Genomic DNA, 17,909 nt, shown 5'->3' on the forward strand with positions numbered 1-17,909 from the left:
AATGCAACTTAGATGTGTTTATGTTTCTACCATAAAATAAAGTATTTTAGTATTTTATATGTATAACTTTAGAAATCTAAATTTTGATATGGGGAGATTTAACTATTCACTATTCACTATTTAAAGTTAATTATTTATTTATTGGACTATATGACAGAAAAATGTGAGAATGATTTAACAATTGCATTAATTTAGAATAGCGATCGAAAATAATATGACAACAGCCCCATTTTATCAAGGAATCCAGTATTTTAACGAAGAATTACCCTATTTTAATGAATATGGTCAAAAAAGTGCTATTTTAGACGGAAAAACCGCTATTGACTCTCCTAAAGACAAAAATGCAGTCTATCAAACACTATTAGCCGCCGATGCTTTACGTTATTTAACTTTACACATCACTGCCAGTAAAGAATCAGGGCATCCGGGAGGATTCGCTAGTATTGCAGATGCGATCGCCGCTTTAGTCATGTTAGGGCATAAAAACCTGATTACAGAAGTTGGACACCATGCCCCCGGATTTTATAGTACCGTATTTCTCGATCGATCCCTTGAGAAAATGGGAATTTACACCGTAGAAGACATGAGCAGTCGTTTTCGGGAAATGCACGGGCTTTTAGGGCATTTATCAGGGCAAATCCCCGGATTACTCAATCCTGCTGGGCCTCTTGGGCAAGGGCAACATTTTGCTATGGCGGGGGCAAAATTACACCCGAATATCCTATTCCCTGTTACCATCGGTGACGGCGGTTTAGGTGAGCCTTATATCATGAGTAGTTTTGGGCATTTCAACACCGCTTATCCTCAAGCCACCAACTTTTTACCGATTTTAGTGTGGAATGGTTACTCACAAGAGCATCATAGTATGGTTTCCACTAAAACGAATGAGGAAATGATCGCCTATTGGCAAGGAAACGGCTTCAAAGAGGTAATTTTAGTTAACGCTAAAGACTTCGATGACGTTAACCAAGAGGGCGAATATGTGGATAGCACGAAATTCTCCTTTGAAAAGCGCCTAGAATTTACTCAAGCCGTATTGGAAGCCACCGACAAAGCAGCACAATTGGCAGTGGGAGGCACTTTAACAGTATTAATCATCAAACAGCTAAAAGGTGCAGGAGTGCATAAACGAGGTGCGCAATCTCACAACCTTTATCCCGGTGACAGTCTCGACAAAGATTATATCGTCTCTGCTTTACAAGAAAGAGCGTTAAGTAAGGAAGCATGGGAATTAGTTAGAGATAATTTTGCCCGTGCCAATGGAGGCACTAATGCGGATAAAGCCGTCACCGAATCAGTTTTACCCTTACCCAATTTAGGCACATTACCCTTAACTGAATACACCGTTGGCGGTGACAAAAAAGTATCTACTACCGCTATGGGTGAATTAGTAGTTTATGTTGGTAAAAATGATCCTAATTTCGTGGTGACAAATGCTGATGGTAATGCCGCCTCTGGAATTAATAATATTAACGTTGGTTTAAAAATTGTTCACCCTACGGTTGATGTGACTTATTTTCAACAACCCCAAGGGCAAGTTTATGAGCCTTTAAGTGAAGATGCTTGTGCTGGTTTAGCCGTAAGTTTAGCATTATTTGGAGCTCGTTCTTTGTGGTGTTCTTACGAGTCTTTCGCTATCAATGGCTTACCTATCTGGCAAACTGTCACCCAAGCAATGGCGGAATTGAGACGGGAAACCCCCTCCACTATAGCATTGTACACCGCAGGAGCCTTAGAACAAGGGCGCAATGGATGGACTCACCAACGCCCAGAAATCGAAAATTATTTTGCGGCAATGATGCGTAACGGCAACGTTTACCCTCTTTTCCCCTGCGATGCTAATAGTACGCAAGTCTGTTATGAGTGGGCATTGGGTACAAAAAATAAAGGTATTACTATTACTGTTAGTAAATCTCCTTTACCGATTTTAACCACCTTTGAGCAAACCAGAGAAGCATTAGAAAAAGGTGGTGTTATCTTAAAGGAATCTGAGGGTAGTAAAAAAATCGTCTTTGCGGTAATTGGTGATATGACTTTAATTCCCGTATTTGAAGCAGCGAAAACTTTAGAGTCTGAAGGCTACGGAGTACGGATTGTTTCCGTTATCAATCCCCGTCGTTTATATCGTGCTAGTGATGTGGCTTGGGATAGTTGCACCGTTAAAGATGATAACTTCCTAGATGATGCTGGTTTTGAGGCGTTATTCGGTGGGGATGCGGTTATTGGTGTTACTGGTGGCACAAGTGCTATGTTAGAGCCTATCATGTTACGCAGTAAAGCTAAACGGGATACTTTTGCTTGGAAACGAGGGGAAACTACCGCTAGTGCTGGTGAATTAATGGCGTTTAACGGTTTAACGGCAGAGGCTTTAACGGCAAGGGCTAAAGAGTTAATTTAATTAATCTTATCAATAGACGGTGCGATCGTCTTTGATTATCTTTCACCATTAACATTCTAAATTTATGATTCGTTACTATAAATTATGGTAGTGACAGGATTATCTTGATTTCCTTTTACTGTAATATTTTTGTCTTGCAATTTGCCGATGGCACTTATTCCTCGTAAATTAAAATCAGGATTTATCTGTTTATAAAACACATTTCCATCAGCATTTATTTGTTGATTATCTAAATTCCAAACTAAATTATCAGCATAAATTTCCACTTCATTTTTTTCAGCTTGTCCATAAATTCCACCTTGTAAATAAACTTGATTTTCTCCTAAATTAAAATCTACATTATTAGCTGTTAAAGTCATATTATCTTTTGCTTGAACTAATTTTGTTGGATCATTCGATCGCATTTTTCGATCGACATAATACCAAGTAATTCTATTGGTTGCTACTTGTAATGGTGGTTCTAAGGATTGATACTCAATTTCACCATTAATTGTTGCTACATTGAGATCTAAATCAATTTCAGCTTGATTGCTTTTTAACTTATCTGTTACCAATTTTTTATCATCATAACGTACCATATCGAGTAAGGTATTACCGATGATTTTATTCTCAGGAATTTGCCAATATAAATGCTGAGTTTTTAACAGTAAAGAAGGATTCTTTGTAGTAGCTAAAATATCTTTATCTAATTCTAATAGTTGAGTTTTTGTGTTATATTTAGCTTGTTTTGCTTTAACTACTAATTTTGTATGATTAGCAGTTATTCCTTGATTTCCTTCCATTAACATCACATTTTCTTCTGGTTTCCAAAGAAGCATATCTCCTTTAAATTCTGCTTTATTACGAATATCAAAAGCTATAATATCACCAGATAAATATATTTCTTTTCCTTCATTTTTAACCTCTCCTTTTTTGGCACTAACCTTTAAAATAATTTTACCATTCTCAAATAAATTACCTGTTAAATCATCTAAAATAGCACTTTCTTTATCTTGGGTATAAATAGCTTTTTTGGTACTTAAACGCCATAAAATTTGTCCTTTTGCGTTGGACTGTTCTAAAATGGCATTATAAAGGACTAATCCTTGTTCTATTTCTCTTTTAAAATCAGTATCTCCCACATCTTCTGTTTTATTATTTCCTTGACAACTGATTAATAAAAAACAGAGTAAAATTGTAGAAATTGATTTTTTTAATAACATCTGTTAATAGTTGATAATTGATAGTTAATATAACAATCCTAAATAATTTGTCAATTTTAAAATATTAGATAACACTTCTTAAAGTTTTGTCAATTTTAAATTTTTACTCAACCAAAATCTTACAACTCAGATAGAATTACCATAGTTTATTCTTCTTGAATATGATCGACAAAAAGAATACCATTAAGATGATCTAATTCATGTTGAATAATTCTAGCAATAAAATCATTATATTCTTTTCTTTCACTGTTGCCATCTCGATCGACATATTCTACCATAATATCTTTATATCGTGGCACATTTCCTCGTCTATTTTCAACACTGAGACAACCTTCCATTCCCATGATTAATTCTTCTGAATGACTTACAATACGAGGATTAATCATCGCCATTGGTGGCATAAAAGGTGCATCAGGATAACGAATATTAGGATGAGAAGATATAATAATAACACGACAAGATTCCCCAATTTGAGGGGCGGCAATACCAACACCATGACGCTGTTTAGTAAGAGTCAACAAATTATCAATCAAAGTTTGTATTTTTTGATTATGAATATCTGTAACTTCCAATGCGATTTTCCTTAAAATAGGGTTGCCAATTTGTAAAATTTCTTGATTCATAAATTATTTAATTTTGTTAATAACTTATCTCACAGTCATAAATAGATTATGTCAAAAAGGTTTCGAAAAGGGTGTTAAGTTTTAAAAGAGTTTCAATACTTTTTTCTAATAATTGATTATTAGCATCTATAATGAATTAGTTATCATCGATAACAAAGGATTATTGAACGATCGAATCTCGAAAAAAACTAATTGCTCCTTTGAATACTAAGCAAGTTTAATAGGAATATTATCTTTTCTCTTATCTACTTTTTCAGTAATTTCTAAATATTATGGCATTTGGAGATCAAATTTATGTTTGGCGTGAATTCGCTAATCTTAGTGGAGTTTATCAACATCACGGTATTGATGTTGGAGACGGTAGCGTTATTCATTATCGTAAACCTAGTGAAATTATCGAGCAAACTTCTTTTGAAACTTTTAGTAAAAATAATCGGGTTTATGTACGTCAATATCCCGATGGTTTTTCATTTATTCCTGAAGTGGTAGTAAAAAGGAGTTGGAGTCGTTTGGGAGAAAATAAATATAATTTGTTGTTTAATAATTGTGAACATTTTGCCACTTGGTGTAAAATTGGCATCAGTGAAAGTAAACAGATTGAAGATTTTATTCCTACTATTAAAAATGTCGATACGTATAAATTATTAGAACCTTTAAAACAAGCATTTCAAGGAAGAGATCAAAACAATTCTGATAAATTAGTAAATAATGCTTTAGATCAAATTAGGACAGTTTGGGATCAAATTCAACCAAAATATCGTCAAAATATAGAAGAAATGAATACTTGGCAAAAAGTTGCTACTCAAGCATTAAAAAATAATCGAGAAGATTTAGCAAAGGAAGCCTTAAAAAGAAAAATTGAATGTAAAAAAAATGCTCAATCTTTAGAAAAAGAACTGGAAAAATTAGCTAGTATGACAGAAAATTTATTAAAACAATAGTAATTTTAGGAAAAAATTGATCGAACCTGATGCTTCCAATTCCTAAAAATAACAGTTAAATAAGAGTCTTGATGTGTTTATAGCTTATTAAAAAAGTTGAGGATTTATTAGAGCATAATTTTTGTTTAAGTACTGTTAACTTTTCCTCATGATAATGTTTTTCTTTTACATAGTTAAGTAATTCAATGAGGATCATTTTTACAAAGTTTTTCTTGAAAATACTATTAATTCAAGCTATATTTTGATAACTTAATTAATCTCCTAAAATCTAAATACAAATACTCATGATTTATCTTCAAGAAATAAACCTAAATAGACTTAATACTCACTGATTATATATTTTAAGTTAGAATTGGTGATATATAGGAATCCTAAATAATCTGCAAGAAATGAATTATTAATAAAAAAGTGCAGAAACTATCTTAAAAAAACCCAACATCCTTAAAAGATAATCATTAATTAGAAAATACTTTTTATTAACTATTAATTATTTAATATGATACTATGTTTGAAGCCTCCAAAAGTCCGCCTATAAGTGATAATTTTATTACTGTTGCTTTAGATACCCCTTTATTAGAAGTAATTACAAAAATTAGTAAGCGTCATTCCAAACTATACAATCGGAATAATCGTGAAAACTTTTCTGTAAGTTGTGCGTTAGTGGTAAGTAATAATCGTCTAGTGGGATTAATTACGGAAAGAGATATTGTTAAATTATCGGCACAATTATTACCTTTAGATAAAATGGTAGCGGCGGAGGTGATGACAAGAGATTTAATTACTTTTTCCTCGGATAAGTTAGTAAATATTATTGATTTAATCGATATTTTTAAACAATATCATATTCGTCATTTACCTATTGTGAACGATCAAGATGAAGTAGTTGGTTTAGTTACTCCAGACACTATTCGATCGAGCTTACAACCTTTAGATTTACTAAGACATCGTAATATTAGCGATGTAATGCGGCAAAATATAATTTATGCCTTACCTCATCAAACAGTTATAGATTTGATTAATTTGATGGTGAATAATCATATCAGTTGTGTCGTAATTGCAGAAAAAACCGAGAGAGAGACGATTAAGCCTGTTGGCATTATTACGGAAAGAGATATAGTACGTTATCAGGCTTTAAGATTAGATTTAAGATGCACAGAAGCTAAAGAAGTGATGACTCAACCGGTAAAGGTAATTTCTGCTGATGAATCTCTCTGGAATGCCCATCAATTTATGCAAAATAACCAATTACGGCGATTGATAGTGGTAGATTCTTTAGGAGATTTAACGGGAATTATCACTCAAAGTAGCGTTTTAGAAGGAATTGATCCTAGAGAACTACAGGGAGTAATATCAGTTTTAGAACGTCAAGTAGAAATGTTACAAACAGAAAAAACCAAGCTGTTAAAACAATTGCTTAAAGAACAAAAACAAAATTTACAGTCTGTAGAAAAAAAAGGTAAGCTAATATCGGACATAGCTTTACGAATTCGCTCATCTTTAGATTTAAATACTATTTTACAAACTGCCGTTGATGAAATTCTTTCTATTTTAGAAGTTGATAGGGTAGTTATTTATCATTTTGATGGTAACAGTAGCGGAGGTATCGCTGTAGAGGCAGTCAAAAATTCAGAATTATCCCTTGTTGATTATATTGTTAAAGATGAATGTTTCACCCCACAATGGTTAAATTCTGCCACATCATTTCAGACAAAAGCGATTGAAGATGTCTCCGTTGCCAATATTAATTCCTGTCATCGACAATTATTACAAAGTTTTCATATTAAAGCTAACTTAGTGGTGTCGATTATTGTAAATGATAGACTATGGGGTTTATTAATAGTCCATGATTGTACTAATCCTCATCCTTGGTTATCAGAAGAAATAGAATTTTTGGAACAGTTATCTGTACAATTAGCCATAGGTATTCAACAAGCTACTTTGTTAAAACAAGTACGAGAAGGTAGTGCAGATTTAGAATCGAAAGTAAATAAGCGCACGATCGAGTTACAAGCCATTAACTATAAATATGAGCAAGAATTAATCAAATCTAAACAGATAGCATCAGAATTAACTCGTACTCAAAAAACTTTATCAGGGATTCTGGATGTAGCCAATGATGCCATTATCTCGATAAATCAACAACAAAATATTATTTTATTTAATCAAGGTGCGAATAAAATATTTGGTTATACCCCAGAAGATGTGATAGGTAAACCTTTAGACATATTATTACCCCAAAGATTTATAAATATTCATCATCATCATGTGGAAGATTTTGAATCATCTTCTCAGATTAATGCTTATCGACAAATGACTGATGATAAGGAAAGGTTAGTTTTTGGGTGTCGTAAAGATGGAAGTGAATTTCCCGCAGAGGCTTCTATTTCAAAATTAAAAACAGAAAATGAGGTTATTTTTACCGTCATTTTAAGAGATGTCACTGATAAAGTTGCCTTAGAAGCAGAAAGAAGACAATTAGCTTATTTTCTCGAAGTCAGTCTTAATGAGATTTATGTTTTTTCAGCAGATACTCTTAAATTTATCTATGCCAATCGAGGTGCGTTGCAAAATATTGGTTATGATTTAAAAACTCTCCAAAAAATGACTCCTCTTGATATTAAACCTGAATATTCTGAGGAAACATTTAAACAATTAATCAACCCTCTTTTAAGTCAGGAAAAAGAAATCCTTGTTTTTCAAACTATTCATACCCGTCAAGATAAATCTTGTTATCCTGTAGAAATTCATCTACAATTAGTTAAACAAAATGACAATTCTGTATTTTTAGCGATCGCTACAGATATAACATCACGAAAACAAGCAGAAGAAGCATTAAAAGAAACGGAAAAACGTTTTCAAATGATGGCAGATAATGCACCAGTATTAATTTGGGTTTCAGAAAAAAATAGTTTATGTAATTATTTTAATAAAACATGGTTAGACTTTACAGGGCATACTCTACAAGAAGAAATAGCACAAGGTTGGTTATCCAATGTGCATCCCGATGATGAAAAATCCTGTCGTGATATTTATCTTTCTTGTTTTCAACGACGTTTTCCTTTACAAATGGAATATCGTATGCGTCGTTTTGATGGGAAATATTGTTGGTTTTTAAATGTAGGTATTCCTCGTTATGATCAATCAGGAGAGTTTTTGGGTTATATTGGTTCCTGTACTAATATAAACGATCGAAAAATTGCTGAGAATCAACTACAACAGCAATTAAATAAGAGCCTATTATTAGCTAAAATTACTGATAAAATCCGTCAAACATTAAATCCTGATGAGATATTTGCCACCGCCGCCCAAGAAATTGGTAAAGCCTTCAGAGTTAATCAAGCCTTAATTTTTACCTGTCAATTTTCTACTGATAACTATCCGGAAAAAATAGTTTGCGTTTCTGAATATAATCATGAGAATTATTCTTCTCTCATCGGTTATGAAATCTCCATCAGTAATAATCCTTACATGGAATATGTTTTTCAACAAGAAAAAGCCGTACCTATCAACAATATCGAAAATCATCCTTTACTCTCCAGCTTACAGGATTTGTTAGAAATGATGTCTCTTAAATCCTTAATGACTTGCGGTACTTTTTATCATGGTAAAGTTAATGGTACTATAGGACTTCATCACTGCGATCGTTATCATCAATGGACAGAAGAAGAAATAGAATTATTAGAAGCCGTAGCCGCACAATTAGGTATAGCCATCGCCCAAGCAGATTTACTCAAGAAAGAAAAACAAAGATTACATCAACTTGCCCTAAAAAATAAATTATTACAACAAGCCCGAAAAGAAGCAGACTTAGCCAACCAAGCTAAAAGTGAATTTTTAGCGATGATGAGTCATGAAATACGAACTCCCATGAATGGAGTTATTGGCATGATTAACCTTTTGGAAGATACTCCCTTAACTCCTCAACAATTAGATAATGTCACGACGATTCGTCATAGTGGCGAAAGCTTATTAGTGATCATAAACGATATATTAGACTTTTCCAAAATAGAATCAGGCAAACTGGAATTAGAAAATCAACCCTTTAATCTCTTAGAATCGGTTAAAAGTGTGATCGATTTATTGCAATTTCAAGCTCAAAAAAAACAACTCCACCTTAGCTATTACTATGAGGAAGAAACTCCTTACTTTTTTGTCGGTGATGTTACCCGCATCAGACAAATTTTGGTTAATCTTATTGGTAACTCCCTAAAATTTACCGAGAAAGGTTTCGTATCACTTTCTATCACCAGTCAAAAACAAGCCCAAGAAAATTATCAAATTAAATTTTCCATCACAGATACAGGTATTGGCATTCCCCCAGAAAGACTAAACCGTTTATTTAAAGCCTTTTCACAGGTAGATGCTTCTACCACTCGCAAATATGGCGGTACAGGATTAGGATTAGCTATAAGTAGGCGTTTAGCAGAAATAATGGGAGGAGAGATGGGAGTAGTATCAGAGGTAGGACAAGGATCAACTTTTTGGTTTACTATTGTCTTAAAATCTGTTGCTATATCCATACTTCAAAATAATCAATCTAATAATGATATTGTGATAAGTAGCTTAAATCTTCCTTTAAAAATTCTTTTAGCTGAGGATAACATTGTTAACCAGAAGGTTGCCATTTTAACCTTAAAAAAATTAGGTTATACAGTAGATATTGCTGTTGATGGTTTACAAGTAATTGATAAAGTACAATCTCAAGATTATGATGTGATTTTTATGGATGTACAAATGCCTAATATGGATGGTTTACAAGCTACCCAATGGATTCGAGCAAATCATCCCATTCAACCTTATATTATAGCGATGACAGCTAATGCCATGGAAGGCGATCGACAAATCTGTCTTGAAGCAGGAATGAATGATTATGTATCTAAACCCATTAAGGTAGAGTGTATTAGGAAAGCATTAATTAATCTAAGAGTTAATGGTGAATAAGTGAACTCCAGCTTATAACTCTTTTTCTATTTCGGCAACACTTTCCAATTTACCTTGTTGCTGATAAATATTTTTGGCTATTTCCAACATCTGATTGGCTTCTGCACTTCTTCCTCTTTTTTTCAACAGTAAGCCCAAACGATGATAACCATAGGGGTTTTGAGGTGCTAATTCAATAAAACGACGATATGCTACGATCGCCCGAAAATCATCTTGTTTTTGTTCTAAAACTCTGGCAATACCACCGTAAGCAAGAATAGAATCCTTATCAAAGGAAGAGGCTTTTTGATAACCCTTCAAGGCATTATCCCAATCCTGTTGTTGCTCATATACCATCGCCATTTTTAAAATAATTTTGGGATTATTAGGTTGAGATGTCTCCAAAATCTTTAATTGTTCTAATCCTTCTTGGGATTTTTCTCCCTTAAAGTATGCTGTTGCTAATTTTAATCTTAAATCAATATTACTAGGAAATTTTTCGATCGCATCTTCTAAAAAACTAATAGCTTCATTATTTTTATCTTGTTGATAAAGAGCTGTAGCCATCATATCATAAGCAGTTTCATTTTTCGGATCGATCGAAATCGCCCTTCGATAATAATTTTCTATCTGTCCATAATCTTTATTTCTCAGTAATAAAACTCCTAAAGCAGTAAAATTATCCGCATTATTAGGTTGAAGTGCAATGGCTTTTTGATAAGCCTTAATACCATTAGAATTATCACCTATTTGGGCAAAAGTATATCCTAAGGCTGAATAAAAATCTCCGTTATCAGGTGCAAGAGTAATAGCTTGTTGATAAGCATTAACAGCCGCCTGAAAATCTCCCAAAGAAGCATAAAGATAACCCATACCTGAAAATATCTTGGGATTATTACTGTCTAAAACCATTGCTTGACGATAAATCGACAGTGCATTTGTCCAGTCACCCACCGCAACATATTGTTTACCTTGTTGAAGTAAAGTATAAAGTTGTTGTCTTTGTTGTGGATTTAATCTAGTGGCAACTGTTTGTGCTTTTTGTGCCTGTGTCTGTGCCTGTGCCGTTAATTCTAGCGGAAATAAACCCATACCTCCTAAAAGTAAAGAAAGAATTATTTGAGGGATAATGTGTTTATACACTCGGTTTTTAACCTCCGTTAAACTTAAAGAATCTTAATAATAACATAAAAAGGACTTTGTTAAAAAGTATAGATTTTTGTCTATGAAATATTAGTAAGCTCTAAATACACTCAACATAAAAAAAAGAGTCCGAAAAGACTCTAATTTGTTTTCTTTTTTTTTAATACCCCCAAGGGAATTCGAATCCCTGTCGCCTCCGTGAAAGGGAGGTGTCCTAGGCCTCTAGACGATGGGGGCTTGGACTTTGTGTTTTACTTTCGTTCAACACACATTTATTAATATAACGAATATGATAAAGAATGTCAAGAAATCTAAGATTTTTTTTCAAGAAAAATTTGCTTTGATTATTAAGGTAAAAAAAGAGACACAGAATAAGGATCTGTGCCGTATTCGATCCTCATTTTTTGAGCTAAAAGGTTAATAAGCTAGGGCTTCAAGGGTCGATCGTAAATACTGTTTGACCTGATCGTCAATATTTATTTCTAATTTGTTTTCTTTTTGCCAACGCTTAAAACCAGAACTTTTGGCGATCGCCTGTTTGAGACTGTGCCAGATTTGTTGATCTTGTGCTAAATTACTCGGAATAGTTGATATAGCCATAGGTTTTCTGTGTTTATGGGTGTGACTTACTTACTGATATTAACTAAGATAGCTTAATTAGTACCAATACTATTGTAACTAAGATCACATTGTTGCGATTTAACTAATTAAGGGTTGTTGACAAACTCAGATTTTGTTCTTTTTGCAAGGATTCCAATTTAGCAAAAGCAGTATCAGAAATAACGATAGTGGGGTTTAAATCGTCTTTTTGGACTAAAGAACGACGAATTTGACCTAAATAGAGGGGAATTGTTACACCTTCTTGGTGAAACTGCGTCCTTGCCCTAATAGTGAGTTGATCATCTCCATTTGTAGCCGTTCTACCATAGGAAAATAAATTAGCAGAAGCCTGTTGTAAAGTACTTTCTAGTTGATCTCGGGTAATATCAATGGGGACAGTAATTACCGCTTGATTTCCACCGGTATCATAAACTAAATTAAATTTAACAGCATTGGGTATCTCCACACGATCGAATAACCCTAAACTAAGAGCAAATAATCCTACTGTTAATACTCCCATAAATCCTGTCGCACCTACTAAACGAAAACGAAAACCCCATTTAAACAAAAATCCGATCGTAGCCAGAACCAAAAAACCGATCGTAATATATATTGACCAAATAGTATAAGTTTTAAAATCTAAAGATAAATCCATTTTTATTGATCATAAAAAGCTAATTTCTCAATTGTACTGGAAACCGTCAATAGTTAATATGCCAAGGGATAGGACATAGAATAATTATCTGAGTTTGAGGGCAAAATCATAGCGTGCTAGAAAGTTTCTAACACACTTGATAATTTAAGCAATTAGACTTTCAACATATAAATAATTTGGATTAATTTCTCTAGGTTCTACTAATGGCAGAGATATTTCTACAGTTCTAGTAACTGATGGTAGATAAATTTTTTCAACGGTAGGGGTAAATCCTAACCACTGTTTAGAAATTTTAGCAAAGTCTTCAGGTTCACCACTAACACAAAAGCGAGTAGGTAAAATAATATCGTGATTCCGTAAATTCATTAACTCTAGCTCTTTTTCTGCTGCTTTAACCACATAATCAGCAGGATCAATTAATTGTACTGAAGAGGGTAAAATATCCTTTAATAGCCCTTGTAAATGAGGATAGTGAGTACAACCATAGATAAGGGTATCAATTTCATCCCTAATTAAAGGGGATAAATAGTCTTCGGCGACTTTCTTGGTATAAAGATCATAAATACGATTTTGTTCAATCAATGGTACAAATTCAGGACAACCCACCTGCCAAACATCTACTTGAGGATTAATTTCTTTAATGGCATTACGATAGGCGTTACTTTTTGCTGTTGCGACGGTGGAAATAATACCAATTCTTTTACCTCTTTTAACCGCACCTTTTGCTCCCGGATGAATTAAGCCTAAAATGGGGAAATCATATTCTGATTGTACTTCTTCTAAAGCTAAGGCTGAGCTTGTATTACAAGCCATGATCACCATTTTTACTTGTTCTTTAGACATCCAATCGAGTATCTCCCTAACAAATAAAATAATCTCTTCTTTGGAACGAATACCATAAGGAAGACGCTGAGTATCGGCAAAATAGAGAATGGATTCTTGAGGCAAATGACGATAAAGTTTGCGGAGTACAGTTAACCCACCGACTCCACTATCAAAAACACCAATTCTATTCCCTAAACAATGTTTCATATAATTATCATGATTGCGATTAAAATTATCTTAATTTAAGCAAAAGTACTTAGAAAAGTAAATAGATTAACAATTAATAATAAATAATTGATAATTTTTCAATTAATTATGTTCTTTTTCACTGCATTTCTCTGTCTGTCTATTTATTCTTTTGTCTTTAATTTAATTAAAGTCGATTCGTTTTGATATATTCGACAATTCCAGCGGCGATCGCTTCTGCCATTTGTCTTTGAAAATAAGAATTACTTAATTTCGCTGCATCTTCACTGCCTGTAACAAAACCTGTTTCTAACAAAACTGATGGCATTCTGGATGTTCTTAATACATAAAATCGAGCTTGTTTTATTTTTCGATCGCGCACGTCAACCCGACGAATAATATTACGGTGAATCGTCTCTGCTAAACCTCGACCATTTTGATAATAATAGGTTTCATAACCACTCACTCCCGGTTTACTAGCACCTGCTGAATTTGCATGAATACTCACAAAAACATCAGCATTAAGACTATTGGCCATTTGAGTTCGTCCTTCTAAACTAATAAAATAATCACTATCCCTTGTCATTCTAACTTGGAGTCCCTGTTGTTCTAAGATACTAGCTACTTGTTGAGATATTGATAAAACAATGTTTTTTTCTTGAATACCCCCAATTCCCACCGCTCCCACATCTTTACCTCCATGACCTGGATCAATAACGACTAAAGTTTTCCCTCTGGTCACTGAACGATTATTATTGGAAGAAGGTCTATTATTGACTGGTGGTAAAGGTTGCCAAGAACTAGGATTATTTCCCGGAGTTTGGTTAAAGGGGTCTGGAGGTGCTTGAGAAATAGGAACAGACGTATTAAAATTATTGGGTGAATTGTTAGAACTGCTGAGACGATTAAAAGATAAAGCCAACATTCTCTCTGTGGGTTGATTTAATTGACCAATTCTTGCACCCACAGCCGGTTCAATTAAGAGTATTACAGTTTTATTATCTGGTTGCCAAATACGCATTCTGGAAATGGGACTACCAGATGGTAAAGAGGGATTTCTAAAACTAGAAGATAAATCTGTATTTTCCAATCTGATTTGATAGACTGTGTTTCCTTGACTCCAACTACCTTGACCTTTAATTATTCTATTTCCTCTAATCAATAATTGATTATTCAATAACTCGATCGATTCAATGCTAGTTTTGCCAGTATTCGCTGTAGAATTATTTGGTAAATATCTTGTATTGTTGTTGCGAAGAGTATTTGGTTGTAAAGACTGATTATTACTAGAATTAGAACTTCCAGAAGGTAAATCAACAACTCGACTAATTCCACCTTGAGGCCATAAAACTAACCCCCCCATACGACTAAAACTGGCTTGCCAATCAGGACTATCAGGATTTACATTTAATGTTAATAAAGCTACAGATTTTTTTTGATCAATTTCTACATCTCCAATACCATACTTATTAACGTTCCAAAACTTGGGTAAATTATCTGGAATCGTAATGCCTTCTATCTCAAAATCAATTTTACGACGATCCCGACTACGATTAACAACTATTTTGTTGCTATTACCCCCATCAATGCCGACAATAATACCACTAGATGTCACTTGCAATCCAGAAGAAGAAGAATTGTTACGATTATTATTAGTAGAAACAGGATTTCTATTAATATTATTGTTAGATTGATTTTCTACGTTATTCGGATTAGAAGGAGTGGGAAAGTTCGATCGTTGGGGTTGAGGTAATTCCACAGACCACTGAGTTGGAGAAATTCCTTTAATCTTAATACCTTGAGGATCAAGAACATATCCGGGAGATAATTCCACCACCACTCTAGTAGTACGAGCATCAAATTGACCAATTCTTAAATTAGTAATAATACCCCCCAAATTTTCATTAACAGTTGGTCTTCCTAATGTCGTACCGGGCAAATCAATCACTAAACGAGTAGGATTAGCAATAAGTTGAGCCGTTGGTTGTATCCCTTGATCAGTAGTAAAAATTAAACGATTTTGATTGGGTTCAAAACGCCAAAATAAAAGTCTTCCCCCATAAGCCGGAGTTGCTAAAATGAGAAAGGTTAGACAACTTAAAATTAAAGAATAAAATTTCACCATAGTAATTACTCCTCTAAATAATCGGGATTAGGTTCACTTCAGTATAAATAAGAAAATATTTTAGTAAACATAATATAATTTAATGACAGATAGAAAAAAGTTTTTGTTTCCCCTAATTTATCTGATATTCACTAAGTTTAAACTATTAGCTCGTTTAAGTATAAAAAATAGTAAGTCCTGTTCCTATTTAACCTCAGTTTGATTTAAAAATTATTCATTAAGACAAGACTGAGAAAAGAAAGATATTGAAAAAATAAATTGTTAATTGTTAATTATTAATTATTCTTTATCTTTTGCCAATAGTATTCATAAAAGCTGGTCTTTGGATAATTTTCTGGATATAGTTACTTATGGCAGGATAATTACTTAAATCAAGTTTTAATAAAATTTGAGTATAAGCTAACATTGATCCTACTGCTACATCAGCAACGCTAAATTCTGAACCCAACAGGAAAGAATTATTTTGGAAAATATGTTCTAATGGAGGCAATAATTTATTTATTTCTTTTTCTCTATTTGCCTCGATAAATAATCCGGTAGCCAAAGTCGAATTAGCAAATAAAATCCATTGATTAATAATACTTTTTTGTTCTAAAGAATCAATTTTTTGACTATATTTTTCCGCTAGGTATAATAAAATTGCGCCAGATTCCCAAAGTTTAAAATCCTCATCAACAATCACTGGAACTTTTCCCATGGGATTCAATTCTAAAAAAGCGGGTTGTAAATGTTCTTTTTCCGCCATATCAATCAAAATATATTCATACTCAAGATTGATTTCTTCTAAATACCATTGAACGATCGATGCACGACTACGAGAACCACCGTATAATTTTAACATTTAAACCTCTTTGACAATATTGTTACAAAATTTTATGGGTGTTAGGATGTTGTTTCACATTATCATCATCAGAAACTTTATGAACACTATTTAAAACTCTTTTTCTTTCTAATGAATAGTTAAAATCGCTTTTTGATGCTCCTAGTTTAATATACTCTTGAGCACTCGGTTTGCTTTTGTAAGTACGTGTAGCGGCTAAAGTTCGATCGATAAAATCATCACAAAATTGACTATCCATAGGAAATTCTGAAGGTTTTTGTAGAGTCTCTCCTAGAATAATTTGTCCAATGGTTTTAGCTACTGCTAACTCATAAGAAGTGGGAATTTCTTTAAATAATGCTTCTAATGCCGCCGATGGTATAGGTTCAATAACTTTGATTTCCTTGATTTCTCCTTCGTCTCGAATAAAACAAGTCGCTAACCCAAAAACGCAATAATCCTCTTGAGATATACCTGATTCTGTCAATCTATTACTCATACAATCTAATTTCATTGATTTGTTGTCCAAATTATAACCAAGTTTAACAGTTCGGGGTTCAGAGTTCGGAAACTGGAAGAAAAGGGAAGTAAAGTAATAGGTAATTTAGTAGTTAAGAAAATCTTTTGTTATTGGTTTATTGGTAATTAATTTATAACAAAGTGAGTAAGTTTCTAACACCTAACATCTAATTTGTCTCTGATATTCCCCTAATAAAACAGCTGTTGCGATCGCCACATTAAGAGATTCAACATCATTAGCTAATGGAATTTTAACAGTTTCTGTCGCTAAATTGGCCAATTCCGGGGATAAACCTTGAGCTTCGTTACCTAATAATAGAATAGTTGGTTTAGTAAAATCAATTTCCCAATGAGTTTTGTTTCCATCTAAAGACGTGGCGATAATTTGATAACCTTGAGATTGATATTTTTTTACTAAAGAAGCTAGATCATTTTCTACTTTTGCCTGTATTTTAAACCATTCCCCCACAGACGATCGCATTACCTTAGGATTATCTAAATCCACACTATCACTACTCAACCAGAGAAAATCCACATCCATCGCAACGCCAGTACGAATAATTGTACCTAAGTTTCCCGGATCTTGAATACGATCGCAAACTAAGCCTAAATGTAGATTTTGTGGTGGTTGTGGTTGGCGACTATCACGATAAGCCGTAGCTATAACCCCATCAGGATTAATCGTAGTTGCCAAATTTTTGATTAACTCAGGGGAAATAGTTTCCACCTTTTGTGCCTGAGTTTGTAAAGTTTGCCAAAGAGAGTAATTTTTTTTTTGCCATATTTCTGTGGCTAATATTGTTACGAGAGGATAATTAATTTTACTCGCAACTTCTAATAAATTTGTGCCTTCTAAAAGATGTAAATTCTCTCGATGTCTTTCTTGAGTTTTATGTAACTTACGAATTTGTTTTGCTAAAGGATTTTGAACACTGGTTAGCATACTGTAATT

13 protein-coding genes and 1 tRNA gene are annotated in these 17,909 nt (G+C 33.4%); 3 read left to right on the forward strand and 11 right to left on the reverse strand.

Features of this window, described 5'->3' with window-relative positions:
• The first annotated feature begins 214 nt into the window (after positions 1 to 214).
• The gene (locus GM3709_RS12040) at positions 215 to 2,398 is read left to right on the forward strand and encodes a hypothetical protein (protein ID WP_066119650.1); all 2,184 of its coding nucleotides are present in this window, start codon (positions 215 to 217) and stop codon (positions 2,396 to 2,398) included.
• Between the two features lie 62 nt (positions 2,399 to 2,460).
• On the opposite strand, the gene lptC is transcribed toward GM3709_RS12040, so the two are convergent.
• Positions 2,461 to 3,600, reverse strand: coding sequence for an LPS export ABC transporter periplasmic protein LptC (gene lptC, locus GM3709_RS12045; RefSeq protein ID WP_066119652.1), 1,140 nt, complete (start codon positions 3,598 to 3,600; stop codon positions 2,461 to 2,463).
• A 146-nt stretch (positions 3,601 to 3,746) separates the two neighbouring features.
• The gene (gene def / locus GM3709_RS12050; protein ID WP_066119654.1) at positions 3,747 to 4,223 is read right to left on the reverse strand and encodes a peptide deformylase; all 477 of its coding nucleotides are present in this window, start codon (positions 4,221 to 4,223) and stop codon (positions 3,747 to 3,749) included.
• A 272-nt stretch (positions 4,224 to 4,495) separates the two neighbouring features.
• On the opposite strand from def, the gene GM3709_RS12055 reads away from it, so the two are divergent.
• Positions 4,496 to 5,164 carry a lecithin retinol acyltransferase family protein gene (locus GM3709_RS12055; RefSeq protein ID WP_066119656.1) on the forward strand — a complete coding sequence of 223 codons (669 nt, stop codon included), beginning with the start codon at positions 4,496 to 4,498 and terminating at the stop codon, positions 5,162 to 5,164.
• Positions 5,165 to 5,668: 504 nt separating this feature from the next.
• Complete coding sequence (locus tag GM3709_RS12060) at positions 5,669 to 10,105, forward strand: PAS domain S-box protein (RefSeq protein ID WP_066119658.1); 4,437 nt, start codon at positions 5,669 to 5,671, stop codon at positions 10,103 to 10,105.
• Between the two features lie 12 nt (positions 10,106 to 10,117).
• Here GM3709_RS12060 and GM3709_RS12065 read toward each other — a convergent pair whose 3' ends face one another.
• The 9 genes from GM3709_RS12065 to GM3709_RS12105 form a co-directional block, all read right to left on the reverse strand.
• Complete coding sequence (locus tag GM3709_RS12065; protein WP_066119660.1) at positions 10,118 to 11,227, reverse strand: tetratricopeptide repeat protein; 1,110 nt, start codon at positions 11,225 to 11,227, stop codon at positions 10,118 to 10,120.
• A 164-nt stretch (positions 11,228 to 11,391) separates the two neighbouring features.
• Positions 11,392 to 11,464, reverse strand: a tRNA-Glu gene (locus tag GM3709_RS12070).
• 180 nt (positions 11,465 to 11,644) lie between these two features.
• A complete protein-coding gene (locus tag GM3709_RS12075; RefSeq protein ID WP_066119662.1) occupies positions 11,645 to 11,827 on the reverse strand; it encodes a hypothetical protein in 183 nt (60 codons plus the stop codon).
• A 103-nt stretch (positions 11,828 to 11,930) separates the two neighbouring features.
• Positions 11,931 to 12,482: a Ycf51 family protein gene (locus GM3709_RS12080; RefSeq protein ID WP_066119664.1), complete on the reverse strand. Its 552-nt coding sequence runs from the start codon at positions 12,480 to 12,482 to the stop codon at positions 11,931 to 11,933.
• A gap of 144 nt (positions 12,483 to 12,626) precedes the next feature.
• The gene (murI, locus tag GM3709_RS12085; RefSeq protein ID WP_066119666.1) at positions 12,627 to 13,514 is read right to left on the reverse strand and encodes a glutamate racemase; all 888 of its coding nucleotides are present in this window, start codon (positions 13,512 to 13,514) and stop codon (positions 12,627 to 12,629) included.
• A gap of 166 nt (positions 13,515 to 13,680) precedes the next feature.
• Positions 13,681 to 15,618: an N-acetylmuramoyl-L-alanine amidase gene (locus GM3709_RS12090; RefSeq protein ID WP_231937558.1), complete on the reverse strand. Its 1,938-nt coding sequence runs from the start codon at positions 15,616 to 15,618 to the stop codon at positions 13,681 to 13,683.
• Between the two features lie 286 nt (positions 15,619 to 15,904).
• The gene (locus tag GM3709_RS12095) at positions 15,905 to 16,459 is read right to left on the reverse strand and encodes a glutathione S-transferase family protein (protein WP_066119668.1); all 555 of its coding nucleotides are present in this window, start codon (positions 16,457 to 16,459) and stop codon (positions 15,905 to 15,907) included.
• Between the two features lie 22 nt (positions 16,460 to 16,481).
• Entirely contained in the window at positions 16,482 to 16,937 is a 456-nt protein-coding gene (locus GM3709_RS12100) for a hypothetical protein (RefSeq protein ID WP_066121901.1), read from the reverse strand.
• A 180-nt stretch (positions 16,938 to 17,117) separates the two neighbouring features.
• Positions 17,118 to 17,900 (reverse strand): RNA methyltransferase, encoded by a 783-nt coding sequence (locus GM3709_RS12105; RefSeq protein WP_066119670.1) that lies wholly within the window; start codon positions 17,898 to 17,900, stop codon positions 17,118 to 17,120.
• Positions 17,901 to 17,909: the final 9 nt, after the last annotated feature.

This window comes from Geminocystis sp. NIES-3709, assembly GCF_001548115.1.
Lineage (GTDB): Bacteria > Cyanobacteriota > Cyanobacteriia > Cyanobacteriales > Cyanobacteriaceae > Geminocystis.